Consider the following 20537-nt stretch of genomic DNA (forward strand, 5'->3'; position numbering starts at 1 on the left):
TCACCATCCCAAAAAATCATTTCTTATGAAGCTCGATAATAAATTCACTGCCTTCGCCCACTTTACTTTTAACACTTATGTTCCCATGATGTGCTTCTATCAAATGCTTGACGATTGCTAAACCTAATCCTGTCCCGCCCGAGTTGCGGCTTCTGGCACGGTCAACCCTGTAAAAACGTTCAAAAATACGGGGAATTTCTTCTTCTTTTATGCCAACGCCAGAATCTTTTACATGAATCCGGACAGTTTCTTTACAGTCAAGCAGGATGATTTTCACATCCCCTTCAGACGGTGTATAGGTAATGGCATTGCCAATTAAGTTGATAAACACCTGTTTTAGGCGATCCGCGTCACATTTTATTAGCACTTGGTTTTGCTTGCAATAAAACTCAAGGCGGATATTCTTCTCCTCTGCTTTCCCTGTTAGGAGTGTGATCACTTCTTCCAAGAGGGCGCGCAGATCAACTTCCAGCAGGTTTAGTTGAAAGCCTTGCTGCTCTATTTTAGAAAGCTCCAGCAGTTCTTGAATAAGCGTTTGTAGCCGATCACTTTCTTTTAAAATAATAGAAAGGAATGCCTCCAATGTTTCTTGGTTATTCATCGCCCCATCCATAAGAGTCTCAGTAAACCCTTTAATCGATGTAACAGGAGTTTTTAGTTCGTGCGAAACATTGGCAACAAAATCCTTACGCATTTGCTCAAGTTTTTTTAATTCTGTTATGTCATGGAAAACGAGCAGTACCCCTTTCCAAACATTGTTTGTCCCAATAATCGGTACTCCATAAACGACAAAATATCTTCTTTCTATCAAAAATGGAATAAGTAATTGTTTGCTGGCCTTTTTTTCCGTCCGGAATACTTCTGCAATTAAATGAGAGATTTCATCATTTTCAATGATTTCGTAATAAAGTTTGTTTAAGTAATCTTTCGGATTTACATGAAAGATTTCAATATAGCCTTTATTAATTAGATTTATGTACCCGCGGCTATCAATTAAAACTAACCCGGCTCCCATATTTTCAATTAAAACACTTAATCGATCCTGCTGCATTTCATGGTCTTTCGTTAGCTCTTGAAGGTTTTCTGCCAGCATATTAATCGCTGTACCGAGCATTCCCGCATTGTCTAAACGATGCACTGTTGTTCTGGCCCGGTAGTTTCCTTGAGCGAGTTCTATGGCAACCTCCGTAGCCGCCTTAATTGGCTTTGTATATCTTGAGGTAATCCTAAGACCTAAAATAATGCTGACAATCGCGGCTATCCCAAGACCTATTGAGAGGATCCACCATAATTCAATTTTTATCTGTTCATTAAGCGAATCTAAGAAATCATATCTAAACATCAACCCGAGCAATATTCCTAATCCGACTAATACAATAATAATTAACGTAATTAGTGCAAATAATAGCCTTGTTCGGAAATTTGTCATTCTCCTTTGGGCTCCTCCAGTTTGTAGCCAAGGCCGCGGATCGTTTTAATATAGGCCGGCTTTCTCGTATCCTCTTCAATTTTTTCTCTAAGATGTGAAATATGTACATCAACAATCCTAGTATCGCCAGCAAAGTCATAATTCCAAACAGAACTTAGTAATTGATCCCGTGTTAACACGCGGCCTTTATTTTGGGCAAGGTAATGAAGCAACTCAAATTCCTTTAATGTTAATTCCAACTGATTTTTTGAAAAATATGCCTCATATTTTTCAGGGTATATGGTTAATTGGCCTATTTCAATTTGCCCATCTGGTTGATCATTTTCTCCAACAGCTTCTGTTTGAATCTGTGTTCTTCTTAAAATGGCTTTTACACGGGCAATGACTTCTCTTGGACTGAAGGGCTTTACCATGTAGTCGTCTGCACCAAGCTCGAGGCCTAATATTTTATCAAGCTCATCATCTTTTGCTGTCAGCATTAAAATTGGAGTCATGATATTTTTTTGACGAAGCTGCTTACAAACTTCCATTCCATCTAATTTTGGCAGCATGAGATCTAGCACGATGATATCAGGTGACTCGGTTTCAGCTAACTGTTTCCCCTCTTTACCATCCACTGCTGTAATAACTTCAAATCCGGCTTGCTTCAAATTATATTGAAGCAATGTAACAATCGATTGCTCATCATCGACAACAAGTACTTTATTATTCATAATAACCCCCGCTAAACAAGATACCTTCATTATATATTTAAGGAACAGGGATTATCTAGTTTTATGGGCTGATTGATTTTTTTAAAAATTTTACAAATTAGACATGTTTCAGCGAAAGCCCTTACTGTGTTTTTTTGTAAAATAAACTTAGGTATTTAGAAAGGATGTGGATTATGGCTTACAAACCTCGCTTTGAACCACCGGAATTGTTGAAATTAAGAATTTTGGATGTACGCATGAAATTATCCGCTGAGGAGCATCGGTATTATTTAAATAAGGAAAAAGGCTTTGCAGGTGAAGTACAGTTTGATTTATTGACAAAGCAGCTTCAAAGTGAATGCCTCATATTAAATGATTTGCAGTTAGAGGTGGACAACACGACTTTCCAACTAGATACGACCATCATTTACCAAGAAACTATTTACCCTTTTGAGGTGAAAAATTTTGAAGGCGATTTCATTTACAAACCTGACAGGCTTGAAACGACTTCCGGTAAGCGATATAAGAATCCGCTTGACCAACTAAAACGAAGCAAATTTTTGCTCACCCAATTACTCCAAAAGCTCAGGGTTCATTTTGCTATTGAGGGATTAGTTGTGTTTATTAACCCCGAATTTACCTTATATGAGACGCCCCAGGACAAACCCTTTATTTTTCCAACCCAGCTACCTGCTTTAATGAAAAAATTAAATGCGCTGCCTTCAAAACTAACTAATAGGCACCGGATACTTGCGGATAAGCTCGTTTCTTTGCATCAACCTAAATCAATTTTTAGTAAGGTGCCTGCTTATGATTACGAGAGCTTACGAAAAGGATTTACTTGTAAGGGGTGTCATTCATTTAAAATTGTTTTTGCGGAAGGCGGAAAGAAAATAGTATGTCAAGATTGCGGATGCGCGGAAGGTATTGACGCTGCGATTTTGCGTAATGTGGAGGAAATAAAGCTGTTGTTTCCGGATAAAAAGATTGCTACTAAACTTGTTTATGAGTGGTGTGGGGGGATTGTATCTAAAAAGCAAATCAATAGGAAATTGACTAAAAAGTTTAAGCGAGTAGGGCATGGGAAATTTTCATACTATGTAGATGATTGATATTTTTTATATGAACTACACATGAGGATGAATTCGAGTCTTATAAAACGGGTTCCGTCCTCATGAACCCCTCATGAGGACACTTTTGTCTTCCATTGACGATTACTGTCCTCATGAACCTCTCATGAGGACACTTTTCGTTTTTCATGCATGATTTCCGTCCTCATGAACCTCTCATGAGGACACTTTTGTCTTTCCATTTACGATTACTGTCCTCATGAACCTCTCATGAGGACACTTTTGTCTTTCCATTTACGATTACTGTCCTCATGAACCTCTCATGAGGACACTTTTGTCTTTCCATCTACGATTACAGTCCGCGTGAACCTTTCAAAAATACATTCTTGCATTAAAAATTCTCCAACACCCTCCCATGAATCTCTTCCAACCGGTGCGGCGGGCAAACTTTGATTTTACCATTGATCACTGTCTCGTTTTTTTCATTTGTCCCCACAACACGCATCACCACAGTGTGCTCAGTGGGATTCACCTCAATGACTTCCAGCAAAAATTCGACGGTGCCGTAATGATAGACTGGCTTAGGGAACTCAATATTCTGGCTAATGATATGGCTGCCAGGCCCTGGTAAATATTTTGAAACTGCAGAGGTTATCATACCTGTAAGCATAATACTTGGGACTATCGGTTTTTCAAATGGAGTTTGTGATGCATAGTCATGTTGAATATAGAGTGGGTTCGCATCATCGGTTAATCCTAGATAGAGAAGAAGATCCTTGTCTTCAATTTTTTCCGTTAATGATAATTTCTCACCAACCGTTATTTCTTCAATTCTCCGACCTAGCTTTCTTTTTTTTCCTAAAAGCATCAAATTTCACCTCAGTATTGTAAGCGATTTCACATCAAAAGATAGAGAAATTCGGGGACACCAGTAGGACCCCGAATTTCTCATTATATTACGCTAAAACTTGCATGACATTGCGAACAGATTCAACCGATTTGTCTAATGCAGCTTTTTCATCTGCAGTAAGCTCAAGCTCGATAATTTTTTCAATTCCATTTGCACCTAAGATGGTTGGTACACCAAGGTAAATGCCTTCATAACCAAATTCGCCTTCAAGGTAAGCAATGGACGGTAGAACACGACGTTGGTCTTTAAGAATTGCTTCACACATTTCAACTAAGGATGCTGCAGGTGCATAATATGCACTTCCGTTACCAAGAAGGTTAACGATTTCGCCGCCGCCTTTTCTTGTACGCTCCACAATTGCTTCCAAGCGATCTTTAGGAATCAATGTTTCTAACGGAATACCGCCGGCATATGAGTAGCGCACTAGTGGCACCATATCGTCCCCATGGCCGCCAAGAACAAATCCAGTAATATCTTTAACAGATAGGTTTAATTCTTGAGCAACAAATGTACGGAAACGAGCAGTATCAAGAACACCGGACTGACCGATTACACGATTCTTAGGGAAACCTGATTCTTTAAACACAGTGTAAGTCATGGCATCAACTGGGTTTGTTAACACAACAATCGTACAGTTTGGAGAATATTTAACAATCTCCTGCGTTACGCTTTTCATTACTTTTTGGTTTGTTTGCACTAAATCATCACGGCTCATGCCTGGTTTACGAGCAATACCGGCTGTAATGACAACAATATCAGAATCGCGTGTATCTTCGTAGTTGGATGTACCGGTAATATTAGCATCAAAGCCTTGAACAGGACTAGCCTCAAGCATATCTAATGCTTTACCTTTTGTAGGGTTTTCCATTGGAGCGATATCAACTAAAACAACATCACCAAGTTCTTTTTGTGCGAGTAAAAATGCAGTTGTAGCACCAGTAAATCCGCCGCCGATTACAGAAACCTTTTTGCGTTTTAATGACATGTTAAGCTCTCCCCTTTTATGTAAAATTAATTACTTGGGCTGTCAGTAAACAGCCCAAGTCAATCTTTGTCCTGCATTAGCGCCTAAACAATTATTCCATATTTTTGATTAATTCATCAGCAAACTCTGAAGTTTTTACTTCTGTTGCTCCATCCATTAAACGCGCGAAGTCATATGTGACAACTTTAGATGCAATTGTTTTTTCTACTGATTTAATAACCATTGTAGCTGCTTCATTCCAGCCTAAGTGCTCAAGCAGTAACACACCTGATAAAATGACAGATGAAGGGTTTACTTTATCAAGGCCTGCATATTTTGGTGCAGTACCATGTGTTGCTTCAAAAATGGCATGTCCAGTTTCATAGTTGATATTAGCTCCCGGAGCAATTCCGATTCCGCCAACTTGTGCTGCAAGTGCATCTGAAATGAAGTCGCCGTTTAAGTTCATTGTTGCCACAACATCAAACTCACGTGGGCGAGTAAGGATTTGCTGTAAGAAAATATCAGCAATGGCATCTTTTACGATAATTTTTCCAGCAGCTTCTGCATCAGATTGTGCCTTACTGGCAGCATCTGATCCTTGCTCAGCCTTAATTCGATCATATTGAGCCCATGTAAAGACTTTATCGCCAAATTCCTTTTCTGCTAGCTCATAACCCCAGTTTTTAAACGCGCCTTCAGTGAATTTCATGATATTTCCTTTATGCACGATTGTAACGGATTTACGGCCTTCTTTAATCGCATAGTTAATAGCTGCGCGTACAAGACGGCTAGTACCTTCTTCAGAAATAGGTTTAATACCGATACCTGACGTTTCAGGGAATCTGATTTTCTTTACACCCATTTCGTTTTGAAGGAAGTCGATGACCTTCTTAACTGCTTCAGTGCCTTTTTCATATTCAATACCAGCATAAATATCTTCAGTGTTTTCACGGAAGATGACCATGTCAGTGTCTTGCGGACGCTTAACTGGTGAAGGAACGCCTTCAAACCATCTAACAGGACGTAAGCAGACAAACAAATCTAATTCTTGGCGTAAAGCAACGTTCAATGAACGGATTCCGCCGCCAACCGGAGTTGTTAAAGGTCCTTTAATGGCAATCAAATATTCATTGATTTCATCAAGTGTTTCTGATGGGAGCCATTCACCCGTTTGGTTAAATGCCTTTTCACCTGCTAATACTTCTTTCCATACTAATTTACGCTCGCCTTTATAGGCTTTTTCAACCGCTGCATTTAAGACTCTTTCAGAAGCCGCCCAAATATCTGGTCCGATACCGTCACCCTCAATAAATGGGATAATTGGATTGTTTGGTACATTTAATACTCCGTCTTTAACCGTGATTTTTTCGCCTTGCATAGTTGTATTCCCTCCTAGTATGTATAAAAACTAAAACATTTGGACTGAATCAAAGGCTAGAGAGCTGAGAGCTTCTAACCTTTTCATACCTTCCTATTTTACTACAATTTTTTGAAAAAAAGAAAAATATTAACCTCTTTGCTCGATTGGAACATATTTTTGCATTCCAGGACCCGTGTATTCTGCACGAGGACGGATTAAACGATTGTTTTCATATTGCTCTAAAATATGTGCAAGCCATCCCGATATACGACTTACAGCAAAGATTGGTGTCATTAAGTCGTGGTCAATTCCTAAGCTGTGATATACAGATGCAGAATAGAAATCCACGTTTGGCGGTAAATTCTTTTCACCTGTAACGATGTCTTGAATTTTTACAGACATATTGTACCAGTGTGGCTCACCAGTAAGTTCTGTTAACTTTTGGGACATTGCTTTTAAATGCTTGGCACGTGGGTCGCCTTTACGATACACCCTGTGGCCGAAGCCCATAATTTTTTCTTTGTTTGCAAGCTTACCGCGAACATATGGCTCAACATTTTCAAGAGTGCCAATTTCAGTTAGCATTTTCATAACGGCTTCATTTGCACCACCATGGAGAGGACCCTTTAAAGCGCCAATTGCGGCTGTTACACCTGAGTAAACATCGGATAATGTTGCTACACATACACGAGCTGTAAAGGTTGAAGCATTTAATTCATGATCTGCGTGCAATACAAGTGCCTTATTCATGGCTTCTACGGCAATTGCTTCAGGTTCTTTACCAGTTAACATGTATAAGAAATTTGCTGCAAAGCTTAAATCCTGCCTTGGAGCGATTGGGTCAAGCCCTTTTCTTACACGTGCAAAGGTGGTTACAATGGCAGGCATTTTTGCTTGAAGTCGAACCGCTTTGCGATAATTGGCTTCCGCATCCATTAAATCGGCTTCGTCATCATAAAGTCCCAATAGAGAAACAGCTGAACGAAGTGCCGCCATTGGATGTACTTTTTGAATGGGATACATCTTAAAGTGCTCAATCACTTCTTGTGGTAGTGCGTAGTTTTCAGCGAGTTGTTGTTTCAATTCTGCTAACTGTTCAGCATTTGGTAATTTGCGATGCCATAATAAATAGATTACCTCTTCAAAGCTAGCATTTACAGCTAAATCATCAATGTCATAGCCAACGTATGTTAACGTGTCGTCAATAATTGAGCTGATAGAGGAAGTTGTTGCCACAATCCCTTCAAGACCTTGTTTTACTGTCATAGTAAATCTCTCCTTTATATTCTAAATTTCCCCATTACCCCTTTTGTAAATCAAAAAAACTTTCCGACTAGTGAACTTTTCCATAAATTGACTGAGCGATTGCTCGGGATTGACGCAAACAGTGTGTATACCTTTTCATTCACAATAAAAAATTATTTTACAAGTAATTTAGCATATATCTATATGGTTTATGTAAAAAAGGATACGCTTACAAGCCTATTATAAACAATTATCAAATTTTTGTGAACGAAAAGGAGTTGAAAAATACAAAAAAAATATTATTTTACAAAAAATCTAGCTAAAAAAACCAAAAACTTTCATTGCAGCATAGGCGATTCCTGCACCAATTAATGGTCCAACCGCCACACCCTTAAAAATAGAAACAGATAGAATGGTTCCAAGCACTAGTGCCGTTGTAATCTGCGGGTCATCAGCCAGCAGCTTTACACCGCCCTTTGCAAGCATAGCCACAAGCATCCCTGAGATGAGGGCAATCCAAGCAAATGGTGTTTTAAAAGCACCTGATAAGTCCTTAAACCCTATTTCTCCGCTGGCTATCGGAGCTAACACCGCAATGGTAATCACGGTGACCCCCCAGTTAATTCCCTTTGATTGTAAAAATGTAAAAGACTTTGCGTCCATTCCGCCAGCTTTCAATAAAAGCAGTACAGCAATAGCAATCATTAACGAACTATTTTTTGCGATTAAGCCGATTATCAGTAAAAGCAACAAGAATAATAATGACTCACTTATCAAACTTTCACAACCTTCCTCCCAAATTATCGTACCATAATATTTTTCTGATTTCGGAAAAAGCAAGTTTCATTTCTACCATGAAACTTTTCTTCAAAGTGTTCGTATAAATTTTTGAGAATATAAATCAAGTTGGGAAATTATGCAGTTTTATTCATAAAATGTTAAACTGAGACTATTAATTTTATAATAAAGGAGGCCTGTTTTTGAATCCCAAGTACATATACCGGACAATACGATTTGTACTCGTCGTTGGTGCAGTTGTTTTAACACTCTACGCATTTTATTTTTTGTCATCAGTAACATATCCGTTTTTAATTGGTCTTATTATTGCCTTTATGATTAATCCTTTCGTTAACTTTCTTGAAAAGAAGACAAAAATGCCGCGAATACTTGCTGTTTTCATCGCACTAGTTATACTCTTTGCTTTGTTTGCAGGGTTAATTACACTTTTAGTTGCGGAGATTGTCTCCGGCACATCATATTTGGCTAAAGTCGTTCCGGAACATCTGGATACGCTGATTAATTATATTGAGGATTATTTTACTGCCCAAATCATTCCACTTTACAATCAATTAACAAGTGTATTTAATAAGCTGGATGCCGGCCAGAAGGATACAATTATCGGGAATATTCAGCATGTGGGGACGAATATCGGGACAACAGTTGGAACATTTTTAAAAAATCTGTTTGGTAATATTCCCAATATCATATCATGGTTTCCGAATGCAGCAACAGTCCTGATTTTTTCGTTGTTGGCTACCTTTTTTATCAGTAAGGATTGGTATCGCTTGTCGGCAATAGGGGGAAAACTATTACCGGAGAGGGCTAAAAGAAGCGGCAGAACCGTTTTTGTCGACTTAAAAAAAGCATTATTTGGTTTTATTAAAGCTCAGGTAACGCTAATTTCGATTACTACTGTGATCATTCTAATCGGTCTTTTGATATTAAGGGTTGATTATGCGATTACGATTGCATTAGCAACAGGTATCGTCGATATTATTCCTTACCTTGGTACCGGTGCTGTGTTTGTGCCCTGGATCATTTATACAGCCATTAGTGGGAATACAGGCCTTGCCCTTGGTTTAGGAGTTCTTTATATTGTTGTCCTCGTTCAACGGCAAATTATGGAGCCGAAGATCCTCTCATCAAGTATTGGTCTTGATCCATTAGCTACATTGATTGCCTTATTTGTCGGTTTCAAATTAATAGGCTTTTTAGGCTTAATTGTCGGCCCTGTCACCCTAGTCATTATCAGTACCCTTTATCGCGCAAATGTCTTTCATGATGTTTGGGCATTTATTAAAGGGAAAGAGGTATAGTAGAAAAGCGGAAGGCGCCCGCCTATCGGCGTATGGACTGGAGCGCTTCGACTGAGATAAAGGAAACACGGAGAGCGGAGCGATCCGATGTTGACTTATCGTAGGGAGACGAGCGAAGTACACTAGCCGATGGCGCCTGGAGCTGGACAATTCTCAAAGTCGAAATTTATACTTTCTTATTTCTAAAAAAACGTCAGCTCCTTTATATGGAAGCTGACGTTTTTTATTATAGGACGCTCGCGTGGCCGTTATAGATAACGCCTCTTGTAGCATCAACGGTTATTTCTTGACCATCTTTGAACAGCTCTAACGCGTTATCCACTCCAACAATAACTGGAATGCTTAGGTTTAAACCAACAACAGCCGCATGGCTTGTTAATCCACCTTCTTGCGTAATAAGGGCAGCACATTTTTCAATCGCCGGCACCATATCACGGTCTGAACCGATTGTCACAAGAATAGAACCTGGCTTTACTTTTTCTAAAGCCTCCTTGGCATCATGTGCAAGTACTACTTTCCCAAATGCAGACCTGCGGCCAATTCCCTGTGCCTTTGCAATGACATCACCAACAACATGAATCTTCATTAAATTCGTTGTGCCTGCTTCTCCAACAGGAACGCCTGCAGTGATGACAACTAAATCACCATGCTTCACAATACCGCTATTTAAGCTTTCTTCCACTGCAATATCGAGCATTTCATCAGTAGTTGTGCAAATTCTGCCAAGCTGCGGGTAAACACCCCAAACTAGCTGCAAACGACGGCATACATGATCATTTGCTGTCACAGCTACAATCGCTGCCTTCGGACGATACCTCGAAATCATTCGCGCCGTATGGCCGCTTTCCGTTGGCGTAATAATCGATTTAACATCAAGGTTTAATGCTGTGTGGGCAACGGATTGACCAATAGCATCTGTAAGATTGTGTTCCGTGTCTTTGCTCCGGCTTGATAAAATTTCTTTATGATCCAATGCCTGTTCAGCTCTTGAAGCAATATTGTGCATCGTTTGGACGGCCTCAACTGGGTAAGTGCCGGCAGCCGTTTCACCTGAAAGCATGATCGCGTCTGTTCCATCAAAAATGGCATTGGCAACATCGCTCGCTTCGGCACGAGTAGGTCTTGGGTTCCGCTGCATCGAATCAAGCATTTGTGTTGCTGTAATGACAGGTTTTCCGAGGGCATTACACTTCTTAATTAGCATTTTTTGCACAAGCGGAACCTCTTCTGCAGGGATTTCCACGCCAAGGTCTCCACGGGCAACCATAAGGCCGTCAGAGATTTCAAGGATTTCATCAATGTTATCTACGCCTTCTTGGTTTTCAATCTTAGGAATAATATGGATATGTGTAGCATTGTTTTCTTCTAAAAGCTGACGAATTTCTAAAACATCTTTAGCCCTGCGGACAAAGGAAGCTGCAATGAAATCAACCCCTTGTTCGATACCAAAAAGAATATCTTGTCTGTCCTTTTCGGTAATCCCCGGCAAGTTAACTGATACACCAGGAACGTTAACACCTTTTTTATTTTTCAACGTGCCGCTGTTTAAAATTTTTGTATGAATTTCCTTTGCAGCCTTATTCAATTCTACAACTTCAAGTCCAATTAAGCCGTCATCAAGAAGGATTTTTGAGCCCACCTGAACATCGTCAATCAACTCAGCGTATGTAACAGAGAATTTCTGTGTGGTTCCTTCCACTTCAGTCATGGAAACAATCACATTTTCTCCAGATTTCAGCTCAATTGCACCATTTTGCATGTTATTTGTCCGAATTTCCGGGCCTTTAGTATCTAGCAGGATGGCTACCGTTTTTCCGGTTTGCTTCGCTGCTTCACGTATATTTTGAATCCGTGCACCATGTTCTTCGAAATCACCATGTGAAAAATTCAAGCGGGCAACGTTCATTCCCGAATTGATTAATTGAGTTAATTTTTCTGTGCTCTCACTTGCAGGACCGATCGTACATACAATTTTTGTTTTTCGTAACATCCTTTTTTTCCTCCCATATTAGAAAAGGCAAACGCTATTTTCTTAAATTGATAATTCTTTGGATAGTTTGAATAGGTCAAGATCCAACGTATGTTTTTTATCTAGAGCTTCAATGATATCGTAATCAACAAGTGTATTCTTTTCAATTCCTACCGCACGGCCGCCTTTTCCTTCGATTAAAAGCTCTACTGCTCTTGCTCCTAATCTGCTGGCAAGCACTCTGTCTGCAGCAGTTGGCGACCCGCCTCGCTGGATATGCCCTAAAACTGAGACTCTTGTATCCATGCTGGTTGCTTCCTGCAGCTGACGAGCAAATTCGTATCCACTGCAAACTCCTTCGGCAACCACGATGATACTATGCTTTTTCCCGCGTTCTTGACCGCTGCGCAGCCTCTCTGCTACTTCATTCATGTCATAGTTCTCTTCAGGAATTAAAATCGTTTCTGCGCCGCCTGCAAGCCCTGCCCATAAAGCAATATCACCTGCATTACGTCCCATTACTTCGATAATAAAGGTTCTTTCATGTGATGTTGCAGTATCACGGATTTTATCGATGGCGTCAATTACTGTATTTAAGGCCGTATCAAATCCAATAGTTTGTTCCGTTCCAGGAATATCATTATCAATCGTTCCAGGTACACCTACACATGGAAACCCTTGCTCTGTTAATGCTTTTGCCCCGCGGTAAGAGCCATCCCCGCCAATGACAACCAGCCCGTCAATTCCATGTGCTCTAAGCTGCTCAATACCTTTTTGCTGCACATCTTTTGTTTTAAATTCCGGACAGCGTGCCGAATGAAGCATTGTGCCTCCTCGATGAATGATATCCCCAACAGAACCAAGCTCAAGTTTTTTTATATTTCCGCAAATTAATCCCGAATAACCGCCATAAATACCATAAACCTCTACATTATGAAATATTGCTTTACGGACAACGGCACGAATCGCCGGATTCATCCCAGGAGAGTCGCCGCCGCTCGTAAGTACTCCTATTTTTTTCATGCTTATCACCTCAATCATAAATTAAAAACTTATGTAGAATCTTGTCAGTAAATGAGAAAAACTTGCCATTGGATAATTACTTCTTTTATTATTGACATAAAACCTGTGAATATTAATAAAATACCATGAAGAAATCCCCTTAACAACCGATTCATATTAGTAATTACAATAGACGGAATAGTAAGTGAACTGGAAGCGTTTTATTCATGATTGAAAGCGGCGTCATCATCTTTTTGAGGAATTTTTCGTGAAAAGTTTGTGAACACCTCACCCCTATAAAAAGCCGTGCCCGAATGAGCACGACTTTTTTAATTTACTCCAATGTAATCCTTCAATTCGGTGTACTGCCCAATTGTCCTAAATCGATTATAACGGTCTGCTATTAATTCATCTTCTGAAAGTTTAAGCAGCTGCTGAAGAGAATTTTTGAGCACCGTTTCGATTCCTTCTGCTTGCTTTTTAACATCCTTATGGGCTCCGCCTTTTATTTCGGGAATTATATCATCAATAACACCCAGTTCTTTCAAGTCAGGGGCAGTTATTTTCATTGTTTCAGCCGCATTTTTAGCAAGGGAGGCATCCTTCCACAAAATAGCTGCCGCTCCTTCAGGAGAAATAACGGAGTAAGTTGAGTTTTCAAGCATGTAGATACGGTTGCCAACGCCAAGTGCCAAGGCACCACCGCTTCCGCCCTCACCAATAACAATACAAATAACAGGGACTTTTAGGCCTGCCATTTCAAATAAATTTCGGGCGATTGCTTCACTTTGGCCGCGCTCTTCAGCCGCTTTCCCCGGGTAGGCACCTTTCGTATCAATAAAACAAATGATGGGACGATTAAATTTGTCAGCCTGTTTCATCAAGCGCAAGGCTTTACGGTAGCCTTCAGGATGGGGCATCCCAAAGTTTCGACGAATATTCTCTTTCGTATCTTTTCCCCGTTGGTGCCCTATTACAGTAACGGGCAGCCCCTTAAATTTAGCCACTCCGCCAACGATGGCCTCATCATCTCCAAAGCTTCGGTCTCCGTGGCATTCAAAGAAGCCTTCAAATAGGTAAGAAATATAATCAAGTGTTGTCGGTCTATTCGCAAGACGTGCTATTTGCACACGGTCCCACGGCTTAATATTTTCGTAAATGTCCTGCTCGAGCTTTACAAGCCTTGCTTCTAATTTTACAATCTCCGAGCTTAAATCAACATCGGCTGTTTTTGTGAACTCTTTTAATTCAGTGATTTTCTTTCTTAATTCCACAATCGGGCGTTCAAACTCTAATTCCCCTACCATTCGATCTCACCACCTGGTTGATGAATTTCTAAAATGTTCGTGATTTTCTCGACTAAATCTATTCGTGAAATAATCGCATCCAGTTGACCGTGTTTTAAAAGAAACTCAGCCGTTTGAAAATCCTCCGGCAATTCTTCACGAATGGATTGTTCAATGACTCTGCGGCCGGCAAAGGCGATTAGTGCTCCAGGCTCAGCGAAATTGTAATCGCCCAATGAAGCGAAGCTTGCAGAAACACCGCCAGTTGTCGGGTGTGTCATAATGGAAATAATTAACCCGCCATTATTACTGAACCTCTTTAACGCGACACTTGTTTTGGCCATTTGCATCAAGCTCAAGGCACCCTCCTGCATTCTGGCACCGCCTGATGCCGTAAAGACGATGAAAGGAATGGACAATTCATCTGCCTTTTCAATCGCAAGGGTAATTTTTTCACCAACAACAGAGCCCATACTTCCCATTCGGAAAGAAGCATCCATAATTGCAAAAACAATCTTTTGACCATTAACCGTTCCCATGCCAGTGACAACGGCCTCGTTTAACTTACTTTTTTGACGGTCTTTTTCTAGCTTTTCAAGATAGTCAGGGAAATTCAGTGGATTTTCAGATACCATGTTTTCGTTAATTTCTACAAAACTACCCTCATCAATAAAGCTATCAATTCGCTCTTTTGCATTCATTTGGAAATGAAAGCCGCAATGTAAACAAACCTTTGCATTTTTCGCTAATTCCTTAGAATACATGATTTTCTTACATGATGGGCACTTTGTCATAATCCCTTCAGGTACGTCATTTTTAGCAGTTTCTGTAGGAATTGTTGCATATTTTTTCTTTTTCGGCTGATTTTTAGTAAAAAGATCTTTAAGCGCCAAAATAAAACCTCCCTAGTGTAACACGGCCTGCCGAACGGCAAGATTCTCCATCTTTTACTATTCAGAAGTCTTCCTATACTAAGTCAACTTCATACCTGCAATCATCCAAAAGTGGTCAGACCACTGGATAATTAAAAATACCCGTTTTCTCAGGGCTTGTATAATTTCCACTATAAAATAAAAAAAGTTCAAAATCTGTTAGTATTTGTCGTTAAAATCAGACAAATTTCGAAGTTTACCATACGCAGAAAGTGTTTTTCCTAAATCCTTTTCTCCTAAAGCCTCTAGCAAACCAAGATAGTTTTCCCGCTTATAGTTTACATGATTGTCGTCTAATGAATAATAGTATTCCTTTAAAATTAACCACATTCTTGAAAAAAGATGGTTATCTGAAATCTCAATGATCCGATGAAAAAACTCATCATCCGTAAAGCTATTAGCCTTTATTACCCATTCCTTTAATGTATCAATATGTTGATTGGTGACTCTTTGCAATGCTAATCGCAAGCAATCCATCTCAATATAGTTTTTTGTTTCGAATACATCTCGTTTTGCTTTTTCATCCTGCAAAATAAATGTGCTGAGAAGCTGAACCAGTTGATGGCCGCGAAAGTCCCTGATAAACGTTCCTTCGCCCCGCCTTGTTTCAATTAAGCCAAGTAATTCCAACGCTCTTAGTGCTTCGCGAACGGAAGAGCGCCCGAAATTCAGGCGCTCTGACAATTCCCGTTCTGAAGGAATCTTATCTCCGGTCTTAAGTCCATCAATGGTAATCATTTCTCGTAACTGCTTTACAATCTCTATATACACTTTGGTATTCGTCACTTACTTGATCACTCACTTTTGCCAATAATCGCGAGCCTCTGTGTTTTTTCTTTTATATCTTCAGGATCTACCTTAATACGAGCTACGCCCGTTTCCATTGCTGCTTTTGCCACCGCGGCAGCTACATTTGGAGCTACTCTTGGGTCAAAAGGTGCCGGAATGACATAATCTGGACTAAGCTCATCCTCACCAATTAAGCCGGCAATGGCTTCCACTGCAGCTACTTTCATTTTTTCGTTTATATGTGTCGCACGAACATCAAGCGCTCCACGGAAAATTCCAGGGAAGGCAAGGACATTGTTTACTTGGTTTGGAAAATCAGAACGACCCGTTCCTACTACTTTTGCCCCTGCTGCTTTTGCATCATCAGGCATAATCTCAGGGTCTGGATTGGCCATGGCAAAAATAATCGAATCTTCATTCATCGACGCTACCATTTCTTTCGTTAGTGCTCCTGCTACAGATACTCCAATAAATACATCGGCACCTTTGATGACATCCGCGAGACTTCCCGTTAAGTTATCACGGTTGGTAAACTTCGCCACTTCTGCTTTGACATTATTCATCCCATTTGGGCGTCCTTCGTAAATCGCACCTTTAGTATCACACATAATAATATCTCGTACACCATAGCTATATAACAACTTAATAATCGCAATCCCAGCTGCACCTGCACCGCTTGCAACTACTTTTATTTCAGTTATTTTCTTTCCAATCAATTTAAGGGCATTGACAAGACCGGCAACCGTAACAATGGCAGTACCATGCTGGTCATCATGAAAAATAGGAATATTTGCTTCCTTCTTCAATCTTTCCTCTATGACAAAGCAATTTGGCGCGGCAATATCTTCGAGATTAACTCCCCCGAAGGTTGGTTCAAGCAGTTTAACCGTTTCAACAATTTTATCTACGTCGGTCGTATTTAAGCAAATTGGAAACGCATCAACACCGGCAAAGCTTTTAAAAAGAACAGCCTTGCCTTCCATTACAGGAAGCGCTGCTTCAGGTCCAATATTACCAAGTCCCAGAACAGCAGTGCCATCGGAAACCACAGCAACCATGTTTCCTTTCATGGTATAATCGTAAACTGTTTCCGGTTTTTCATAAATATCTTTGCATGGCTCTGCCACACCTGGTGAATAGGCTAAACTTAAATCATGTGCATTTCGAACTGGAACTTTTGATTTCGACTCTAACTTTCCTTTATTAATTCGATGCATATGCAATGCTTCTTCACGTAAAGTCAAGATTGATCACCCCTTAAATGATTCAAAAAGATAAATAAATAACAATCCGACTATAGTGGTCAGACCACACTCGTCTCTTTACCACTATAACATATCCTCAAAAGTTGTAAAGAATTAATCTTTCAGAACAACATTTTTTGACCCAAGTATATTTCTTAATTGCTGAATCAATTCATGGGATGGATTGACATTGTTTTCCTCCGCTAACCTTACTGTTTTTTTTGTCCCTTCATCATGCAAAATAACAACTGCATCCCCTTTATTTTCCTTTAAAAGCTGATTCATTTTTTGCAGCAATTGCTCATCCTGCTGATTCGAGATAATTTTTAAATATAAAACCGGTTGTTTTACAGCTTTTGTTTGTAACCAATGTTCTAACTCCGCCACCTGTTGTATGATAAATTGCGGCTTCCCGTCCCGTTCTTCCATTTTCCCTTCCAGCAGTACAAAATTCCCCTGTCGCAATAATGGTTGGAATCTTTTATATATAGCAGGAAATACGACTGCCTCCATTTCACCGCTGGCATCACTTACCGTTAAAAAGGCCATCGAATCACCCTTTTTGGTACGAATTGCTTTCAGAGCTGAAATATAAACACCTGAAACGGCTCTTTTATTGTCACTTCTTAATTGATACAACATATATGCCCCGCTTCGCTTAAGGTCTTTTTCAAAAATAGAAATGGGGTGATCAGAGAGATAAAAGCCAAGCGCCTCTTTCTCAAATGTCAGCTTATTTTCCAGGCTAATAGAGTCCACTTGAACATATTTCGGTTTTGGGATCATTTCATCTTCAAATAAGTCAAATTGGTTGGAATCATCCGGTTTGAAGATTTGTGCATGTTCGATGGCAACGTCTAAACTTGCCAGCAGAACGGCACGATCTTCGCCAAATTCATCGAAACATCCGGAGTGAACCAGGAACTCGAGTGTTTTTCGGTTAATCGCTTTTGACGAAACCCTAATACAAAAATCAAATAGGCCATCAAATTTCTTTCGTTTCCTTGATTGAAAGATTTCCTTTAAGGCGGCCGCTCCAACACTTTTTATGGCTGCAAGGCTATAGCGAATGTCCCCCGCTTTTTCTACTTGGAAAGAGTACGTACTATAATTAATCGATGGCGCCAGGACTTCAATATCCTTTTGCCGCGTTTCCATAACGTATTGGGCAATTTTCGTGTCATTGCCGATTGCTGAAGTCAAGAGACCTGCCATAAAATGAACCGGAAAATTGGCTTTTAAATAGGCCAGCTGATAAGCAATCATACTATAGGCAACAGCATGACTCCGGTTAAAGCCATAGTTTGCAAATTTGACAATTAAATCATATATTTCATTAGCAAGTACTTGTCTATATCCCTTTTTCAGTGCCCCCTGGACGAAGTGGCTCCGCTCTTTGTCCAATATTTCTTTTTGTTTTTTCCCAACGGCCCGTCGTAAAAGGTCTGCTTCACCGAGTGAGAATCCCGCCATTTTCGAAGCAATCTGCATGATTTGTTCTTGGTAGACAATGACCCCATATGTATTCTCTAGAATTGGCTCCAAATCGGGATGTGGATATTCAACAGCCTTGCTTCCATGTTTTCGGTCAATAAAAAGAGGAATATTTTCCATCGGCCCCGGGCGGTATAAGGCATTGACTGCAACAATATCTTCAAAACGTGAAGGTTTTAAGCGAATTAAAACCTTCCGCATCCCTTCCGATTCCAGTTGAAAGATGCCTGTTGTTTCACCTTTAGCCAGCAAATCGAATGTCTTTGTGTCATCTAATGGAATTCGTCCAATCTCCACTTTCCTTCCGGTATGGCGGTTAATGGAGGAAAGGATTGTTTCAATAAGTGAAAGATTTCTGAGACCTAGGAAATCCATTTTCAGCAGGCCAATCTCTTCGAGGTATTCCATTGAGTACTGCGTTAAGTAAACATGGTTTGATCCACGTTGGATTGGAATTAATTCAATAAGCTGCTTCTCGCTTATGACCACACCTGCAGCATGTGTGGATGTATGCCGAGGCAAACCTTCGAGCTTTAAGGCTGTGTCAAAAAGTTTACGGTTTAACGGTGTCTCATTGATAAACCTTCTTAACGGTTCAGATTCTTTATAAGCCGATTTTAGATCGATCCCTGGGCGGGACGAGATCATTCTTGATAATTGCTCCAGTTCTTTAGAATTTAACCCAAAAGCCTTGCCGACATCTCTTATAGCTGCTTTTGCTGCAAGTGTTCCAAAGGTCACAATTTGAGCGACATGCAGTTCCCCATACTTCTGTGCGACATATTCGATCACTTCATCGCGGCGGTGGTCAGGGAAATCAATATCAATATCAGGCATCGAAACCCGTTCGGGATTTAAAAACCGTTCAAACAATAAATTATGTTCGATTGGATCAACGTCGGTTATATACAAAACATAGGCAACAAGCGAGCCTGCGGCCGAGCCCCTGCCAGGCCCTGTCAAAATCCCCTGCTTGCGTGCATATCTCATAAAATCCCAAACAATTAAAAAGTAGTTGCTAAATTTCATTCTCTTAATGACTGCTAGTTCAAACGATAACCGGTCAACATATTCCTGAGACGGGGTGGAAAAGCGTTCACTTAATCCCTTCTTACATAACATCTCGAGATATTCCTCTGCTGGCAAATCATTTTCAGTCGGAAAGGTAGGTAAGTAGGTTTTATTTAGTTCAATATTTACGCTGCATCGTTTTTCAATCCGGAGTGTATTTTCCAGTGCTTCAGGAACTTCTGAAAAGCAATCGACCATTTCTGCTGCTGTTTTTAAATAAAATTGATCACTTTCCAGTTTTTCGCGATGATCATCCTGTAATTTATTGCCATTCTTGATAGCCAATAAACATTCATGGGAGAAACTATCATCTTTTTCTAAATAAAGTACCCGGTTGGTTGCAACAAGGGGCACGTGTAACTCATTTGCAATCGTGAGTAATTGTTTTCTAAGGTTCGCTTCTTGTTCGAGTTGATGATTTTGCAGCGAGAGAAAAAAGCTGCCATTCCCGAAGATGGCAGCTAATTTTCCAATTAACTCTCTTGCCATCTCCTCGTTTCCGTTTAACAGTGATTGTTCAATTTCTCCTTCAAGTCCAGGCGTTATAGCAATAAGCCCCTCCGAATAATGCTTCAGCCATTTTTGTGGAATCCCGTTGTCCGTCTTTGTCTGAACTGCACTGGTTATTTTCAATAGGTTTCTAAAACCTTTCTCATTTTCCGCTAACAAGACGAGCGGAAACGATTCGTTTGCAGTGATGTCACTTTCTACATCAACCGTTAACCCAATAATCGGTTTCACATTGTGTTTTTTACAAAGCTTATAAAATTCAATGGTTCCGTACATGACATTTCTGTCGGTTAAAGCAATGGCAGAAAACCCTTTTCGTTTTGCATTTTCGATTAAATTCGGGACAGACGCCGTACTTGTCAACAAACTATAGGCACTATATACATGAAGGTGAATAAAAGACATATCGTCACACCGTTCCTTAAACTTATTATCTATTATTTATTATAAATCTTTATTGAAAAAAAGGAA

General features: G+C 40.0%; 16 protein-coding genes. 2 read left to right on the forward strand and 14 right to left on the reverse strand.

The window, feature by feature from the left end; translation table 11 throughout:
- Positions 1 to 16: 16 nt before the first annotated feature.
- Both pnpS and ACIQXV_RS13605 read right to left on the reverse strand, forming a co-directional pair.
- Positions 17 to 1429 carry a two-component system histidine kinase PnpS gene (gene pnpS, locus ACIQXV_RS13600; RefSeq protein WP_402959630.1) on the reverse strand — a complete coding sequence of 471 codons (1413 nt, stop codon included), beginning with the start codon at positions 1427 to 1429 and terminating at the stop codon, positions 17 to 19.
- Positions 1426 to 2142, reverse strand: coding sequence for a winged helix-turn-helix domain-containing protein (locus ACIQXV_RS13605; protein ID WP_402959632.1), 717 nt, complete (start codon positions 2140 to 2142; stop codon positions 1426 to 1428). Before ACIQXV_RS13605 ends, pnpS begins: the two co-directional genes overlap by 4 nt.
- A 173-nt stretch (positions 2143 to 2315) precedes the next feature.
- Here ACIQXV_RS13605 and ACIQXV_RS13610 point away from each other — a divergent pair, with 173 nt between their 5' ends.
- Positions 2316 to 3233, forward strand: coding sequence for a nuclease-related domain-containing protein (locus ACIQXV_RS13610; protein ID WP_402959634.1), 918 nt, complete (start codon positions 2316 to 2318; stop codon positions 3231 to 3233).
- 349 nt (positions 3234 to 3582) lie between these two features.
- On the opposite strand, the gene ACIQXV_RS13615 is transcribed toward ACIQXV_RS13610, so the two are convergent.
- The 5 genes from ACIQXV_RS13615 to ACIQXV_RS13635 form a co-directional block, all read right to left on the reverse strand.
- Positions 3583 to 4059 (reverse strand): MaoC/PaaZ C-terminal domain-containing protein, encoded by a 477-nt coding sequence (locus tag ACIQXV_RS13615; protein WP_402959636.1) that lies wholly within the window; start codon positions 4057 to 4059, stop codon positions 3583 to 3585.
- 88 nt (positions 4060 to 4147) lie between these two features.
- The gene (gene mdh, locus ACIQXV_RS13620; RefSeq protein ID WP_402959638.1) at positions 4148 to 5086 is read right to left on the reverse strand and encodes a malate dehydrogenase; all 939 of its coding nucleotides are present in this window, start codon (positions 5084 to 5086) and stop codon (positions 4148 to 4150) included.
- A 91-nt stretch (positions 5087 to 5177) separates the two neighbouring features.
- On the reverse strand, positions 5178 to 6446 hold the full coding sequence (gene icd / locus ACIQXV_RS13625; protein ID WP_402959640.1) for an NADP-dependent isocitrate dehydrogenase: 1269 nt from the start codon (positions 6444 to 6446) through the stop codon (positions 5178 to 5180).
- A gap of 129 nt (positions 6447 to 6575) precedes the next feature.
- Positions 6576 to 7694, reverse strand: coding sequence for a citrate synthase (gene citZ / locus ACIQXV_RS13630; protein WP_402959642.1), 1119 nt, complete (start codon positions 7692 to 7694; stop codon positions 6576 to 6578).
- Positions 7695 to 7988: 294 nt separating this feature from the next.
- Positions 7989 to 8450: a DUF441 domain-containing protein gene (locus tag ACIQXV_RS13635; RefSeq protein ID WP_402959644.1), complete on the reverse strand. Its 462-nt coding sequence runs from the start codon at positions 8448 to 8450 to the stop codon at positions 7989 to 7991.
- Between the two features lie 203 nt (positions 8451 to 8653).
- Here ACIQXV_RS13635 and ytvI point away from each other — a divergent pair, with 203 nt between their 5' ends.
- Entirely contained in the window at positions 8654 to 9769 is a 1116-nt protein-coding gene (ytvI, locus tag ACIQXV_RS13640) for a sporulation integral membrane protein YtvI (RefSeq protein ID WP_402959645.1), read from the forward strand.
- A gap of 226 nt (positions 9770 to 9995) precedes the next feature.
- Here the strand turns inward: ytvI and pyk are convergent, their stop codons facing one another.
- The 7 genes from pyk to dnaE all read right to left on the reverse strand — a co-directional run bounded on the left by pyk (position 9996) and on the right by dnaE (position 20471).
- Positions 9996 to 11759 (reverse strand): pyruvate kinase, encoded by a 1764-nt coding sequence (pyk, locus tag ACIQXV_RS13645; RefSeq protein WP_402959647.1) that lies wholly within the window; start codon positions 11757 to 11759, stop codon positions 9996 to 9998.
- 42 nt (positions 11760 to 11801) lie between these two features.
- On the reverse strand, positions 11802 to 12761 hold the full coding sequence (pfkA, locus tag ACIQXV_RS13650; protein ID WP_402959648.1) for a 6-phosphofructokinase: 960 nt from the start codon (positions 12759 to 12761) through the stop codon (positions 11802 to 11804).
- Positions 12762 to 13069: 308 nt separating this feature from the next.
- Positions 13070 to 14047, reverse strand: coding sequence for an acetyl-CoA carboxylase carboxyl transferase subunit alpha (gene accA, locus ACIQXV_RS13655; RefSeq protein ID WP_402959650.1), 978 nt, complete (start codon positions 14045 to 14047; stop codon positions 13070 to 13072).
- Positions 14041 to 14919, reverse strand: a complete 879-nt coding sequence (gene accD, locus ACIQXV_RS13660) for an acetyl-CoA carboxylase, carboxyltransferase subunit beta (protein WP_402959652.1) — start codon at positions 14917 to 14919, stop codon at positions 14041 to 14043. Before accD ends, accA begins: the two co-directional genes overlap by 7 nt.
- A 198-nt stretch (positions 14920 to 15117) precedes the next feature.
- Positions 15118 to 15696 carry a FadR/GntR family transcriptional regulator gene (locus ACIQXV_RS13665; protein WP_402959742.1) on the reverse strand — a complete coding sequence of 193 codons (579 nt, stop codon included), beginning with the start codon at positions 15694 to 15696 and terminating at the stop codon, positions 15118 to 15120.
- A gap of 56 nt (positions 15697 to 15752) precedes the next feature.
- The gene (gene ystJ, locus ACIQXV_RS13670; protein ID WP_402959654.1) at positions 15753 to 16991 is read right to left on the reverse strand and encodes an NADP-dependent malic enzyme; all 1239 of its coding nucleotides are present in this window, start codon (positions 16989 to 16991) and stop codon (positions 15753 to 15755) included.
- A 114-nt stretch (positions 16992 to 17105) separates the two neighbouring features.
- A complete protein-coding gene (dnaE, locus tag ACIQXV_RS13675; protein ID WP_402959656.1) occupies positions 17106 to 20471 on the reverse strand; it encodes a DNA polymerase III subunit alpha in 3366 nt (1121 codons plus the stop codon).
- Positions 20472 to 20537 lie beyond the last annotated feature (66 nt).

The organism is Neobacillus sp. NPDC097160 (genome assembly GCF_044762155.1).
Classification (GTDB): domain Bacteria; phylum Bacillota; class Bacilli; order Bacillales; family Cytobacillaceae; genus Neobacillus.

Bases quoted from the DNA above. Each gene is read 5' to 3' on its own strand.
- ACIQXV_RS13615 (WP_402959636.1), bottom strand. From the start codon at position 4,059: ATGCTTTTAGGAAAAAAAAGAAAGCTAGGTCGGAGAATTGAAGAAATA.
- pnpS (WP_402959630.1), bottom strand. From the start codon at position 1,429: ATGACAAATTTCCGAACAAGGCTATTATTTGCACTAATTACGTTAATT.
- pyk (WP_402959647.1), bottom strand. From the start codon at position 11,759: ATGTTACGAAAAACAAAAATTGTATGTACGATCGGTCCTGCAAGTGAG.
- dnaE (WP_402959656.1), bottom strand. From the start codon at position 20,471: ATGTCTTTTATTCACCTTCATGTATATAGTGCCTATAGTTTGTTGACA.
- ACIQXV_RS13665 (WP_402959742.1), bottom strand. From the start codon at position 15,696: ATGATTACCATTGATGGACTTAAGACCGGAGATAAGATTCCTTCAGAA.
- mdh (WP_402959638.1), bottom strand. From the start codon at position 5,086: ATGTCATTAAAACGCAAAAAGGTTTCTGTAATCGGCGGCGGATTTACT.
- ACIQXV_RS13610 (WP_402959634.1), top strand. From the start codon at position 2,316: ATGGCTTACAAACCTCGCTTTGAACCACCGGAATTGTTGAAATTAAGA.
- citZ (WP_402959642.1), bottom strand. From the start codon at position 7,694: ATGACAGTAAAACAAGGTCTTGAAGGGATTGTGGCAACAACTTCCTCT.
- ACIQXV_RS13605 (WP_402959632.1), bottom strand. From the start codon at position 2,142: ATGAATAATAAAGTACTTGTTGTCGATGATGAGCAATCGATTGTTACA.
- accA (WP_402959650.1), bottom strand. From the start codon at position 14,047: ATGGTAGGGGAATTAGAGTTTGAACGCCCGATTGTGGAATTAAGAAAG.
- icd (WP_402959640.1), bottom strand. From the start codon at position 6,446: ATGCAAGGCGAAAAAATCACGGTTAAAGACGGAGTATTAAATGTACCA.
- pfkA (WP_402959648.1), bottom strand. From the start codon at position 12,761: ATGAAAAAAATAGGAGTACTTACGAGCGGCGGCGACTCTCCTGGGATG.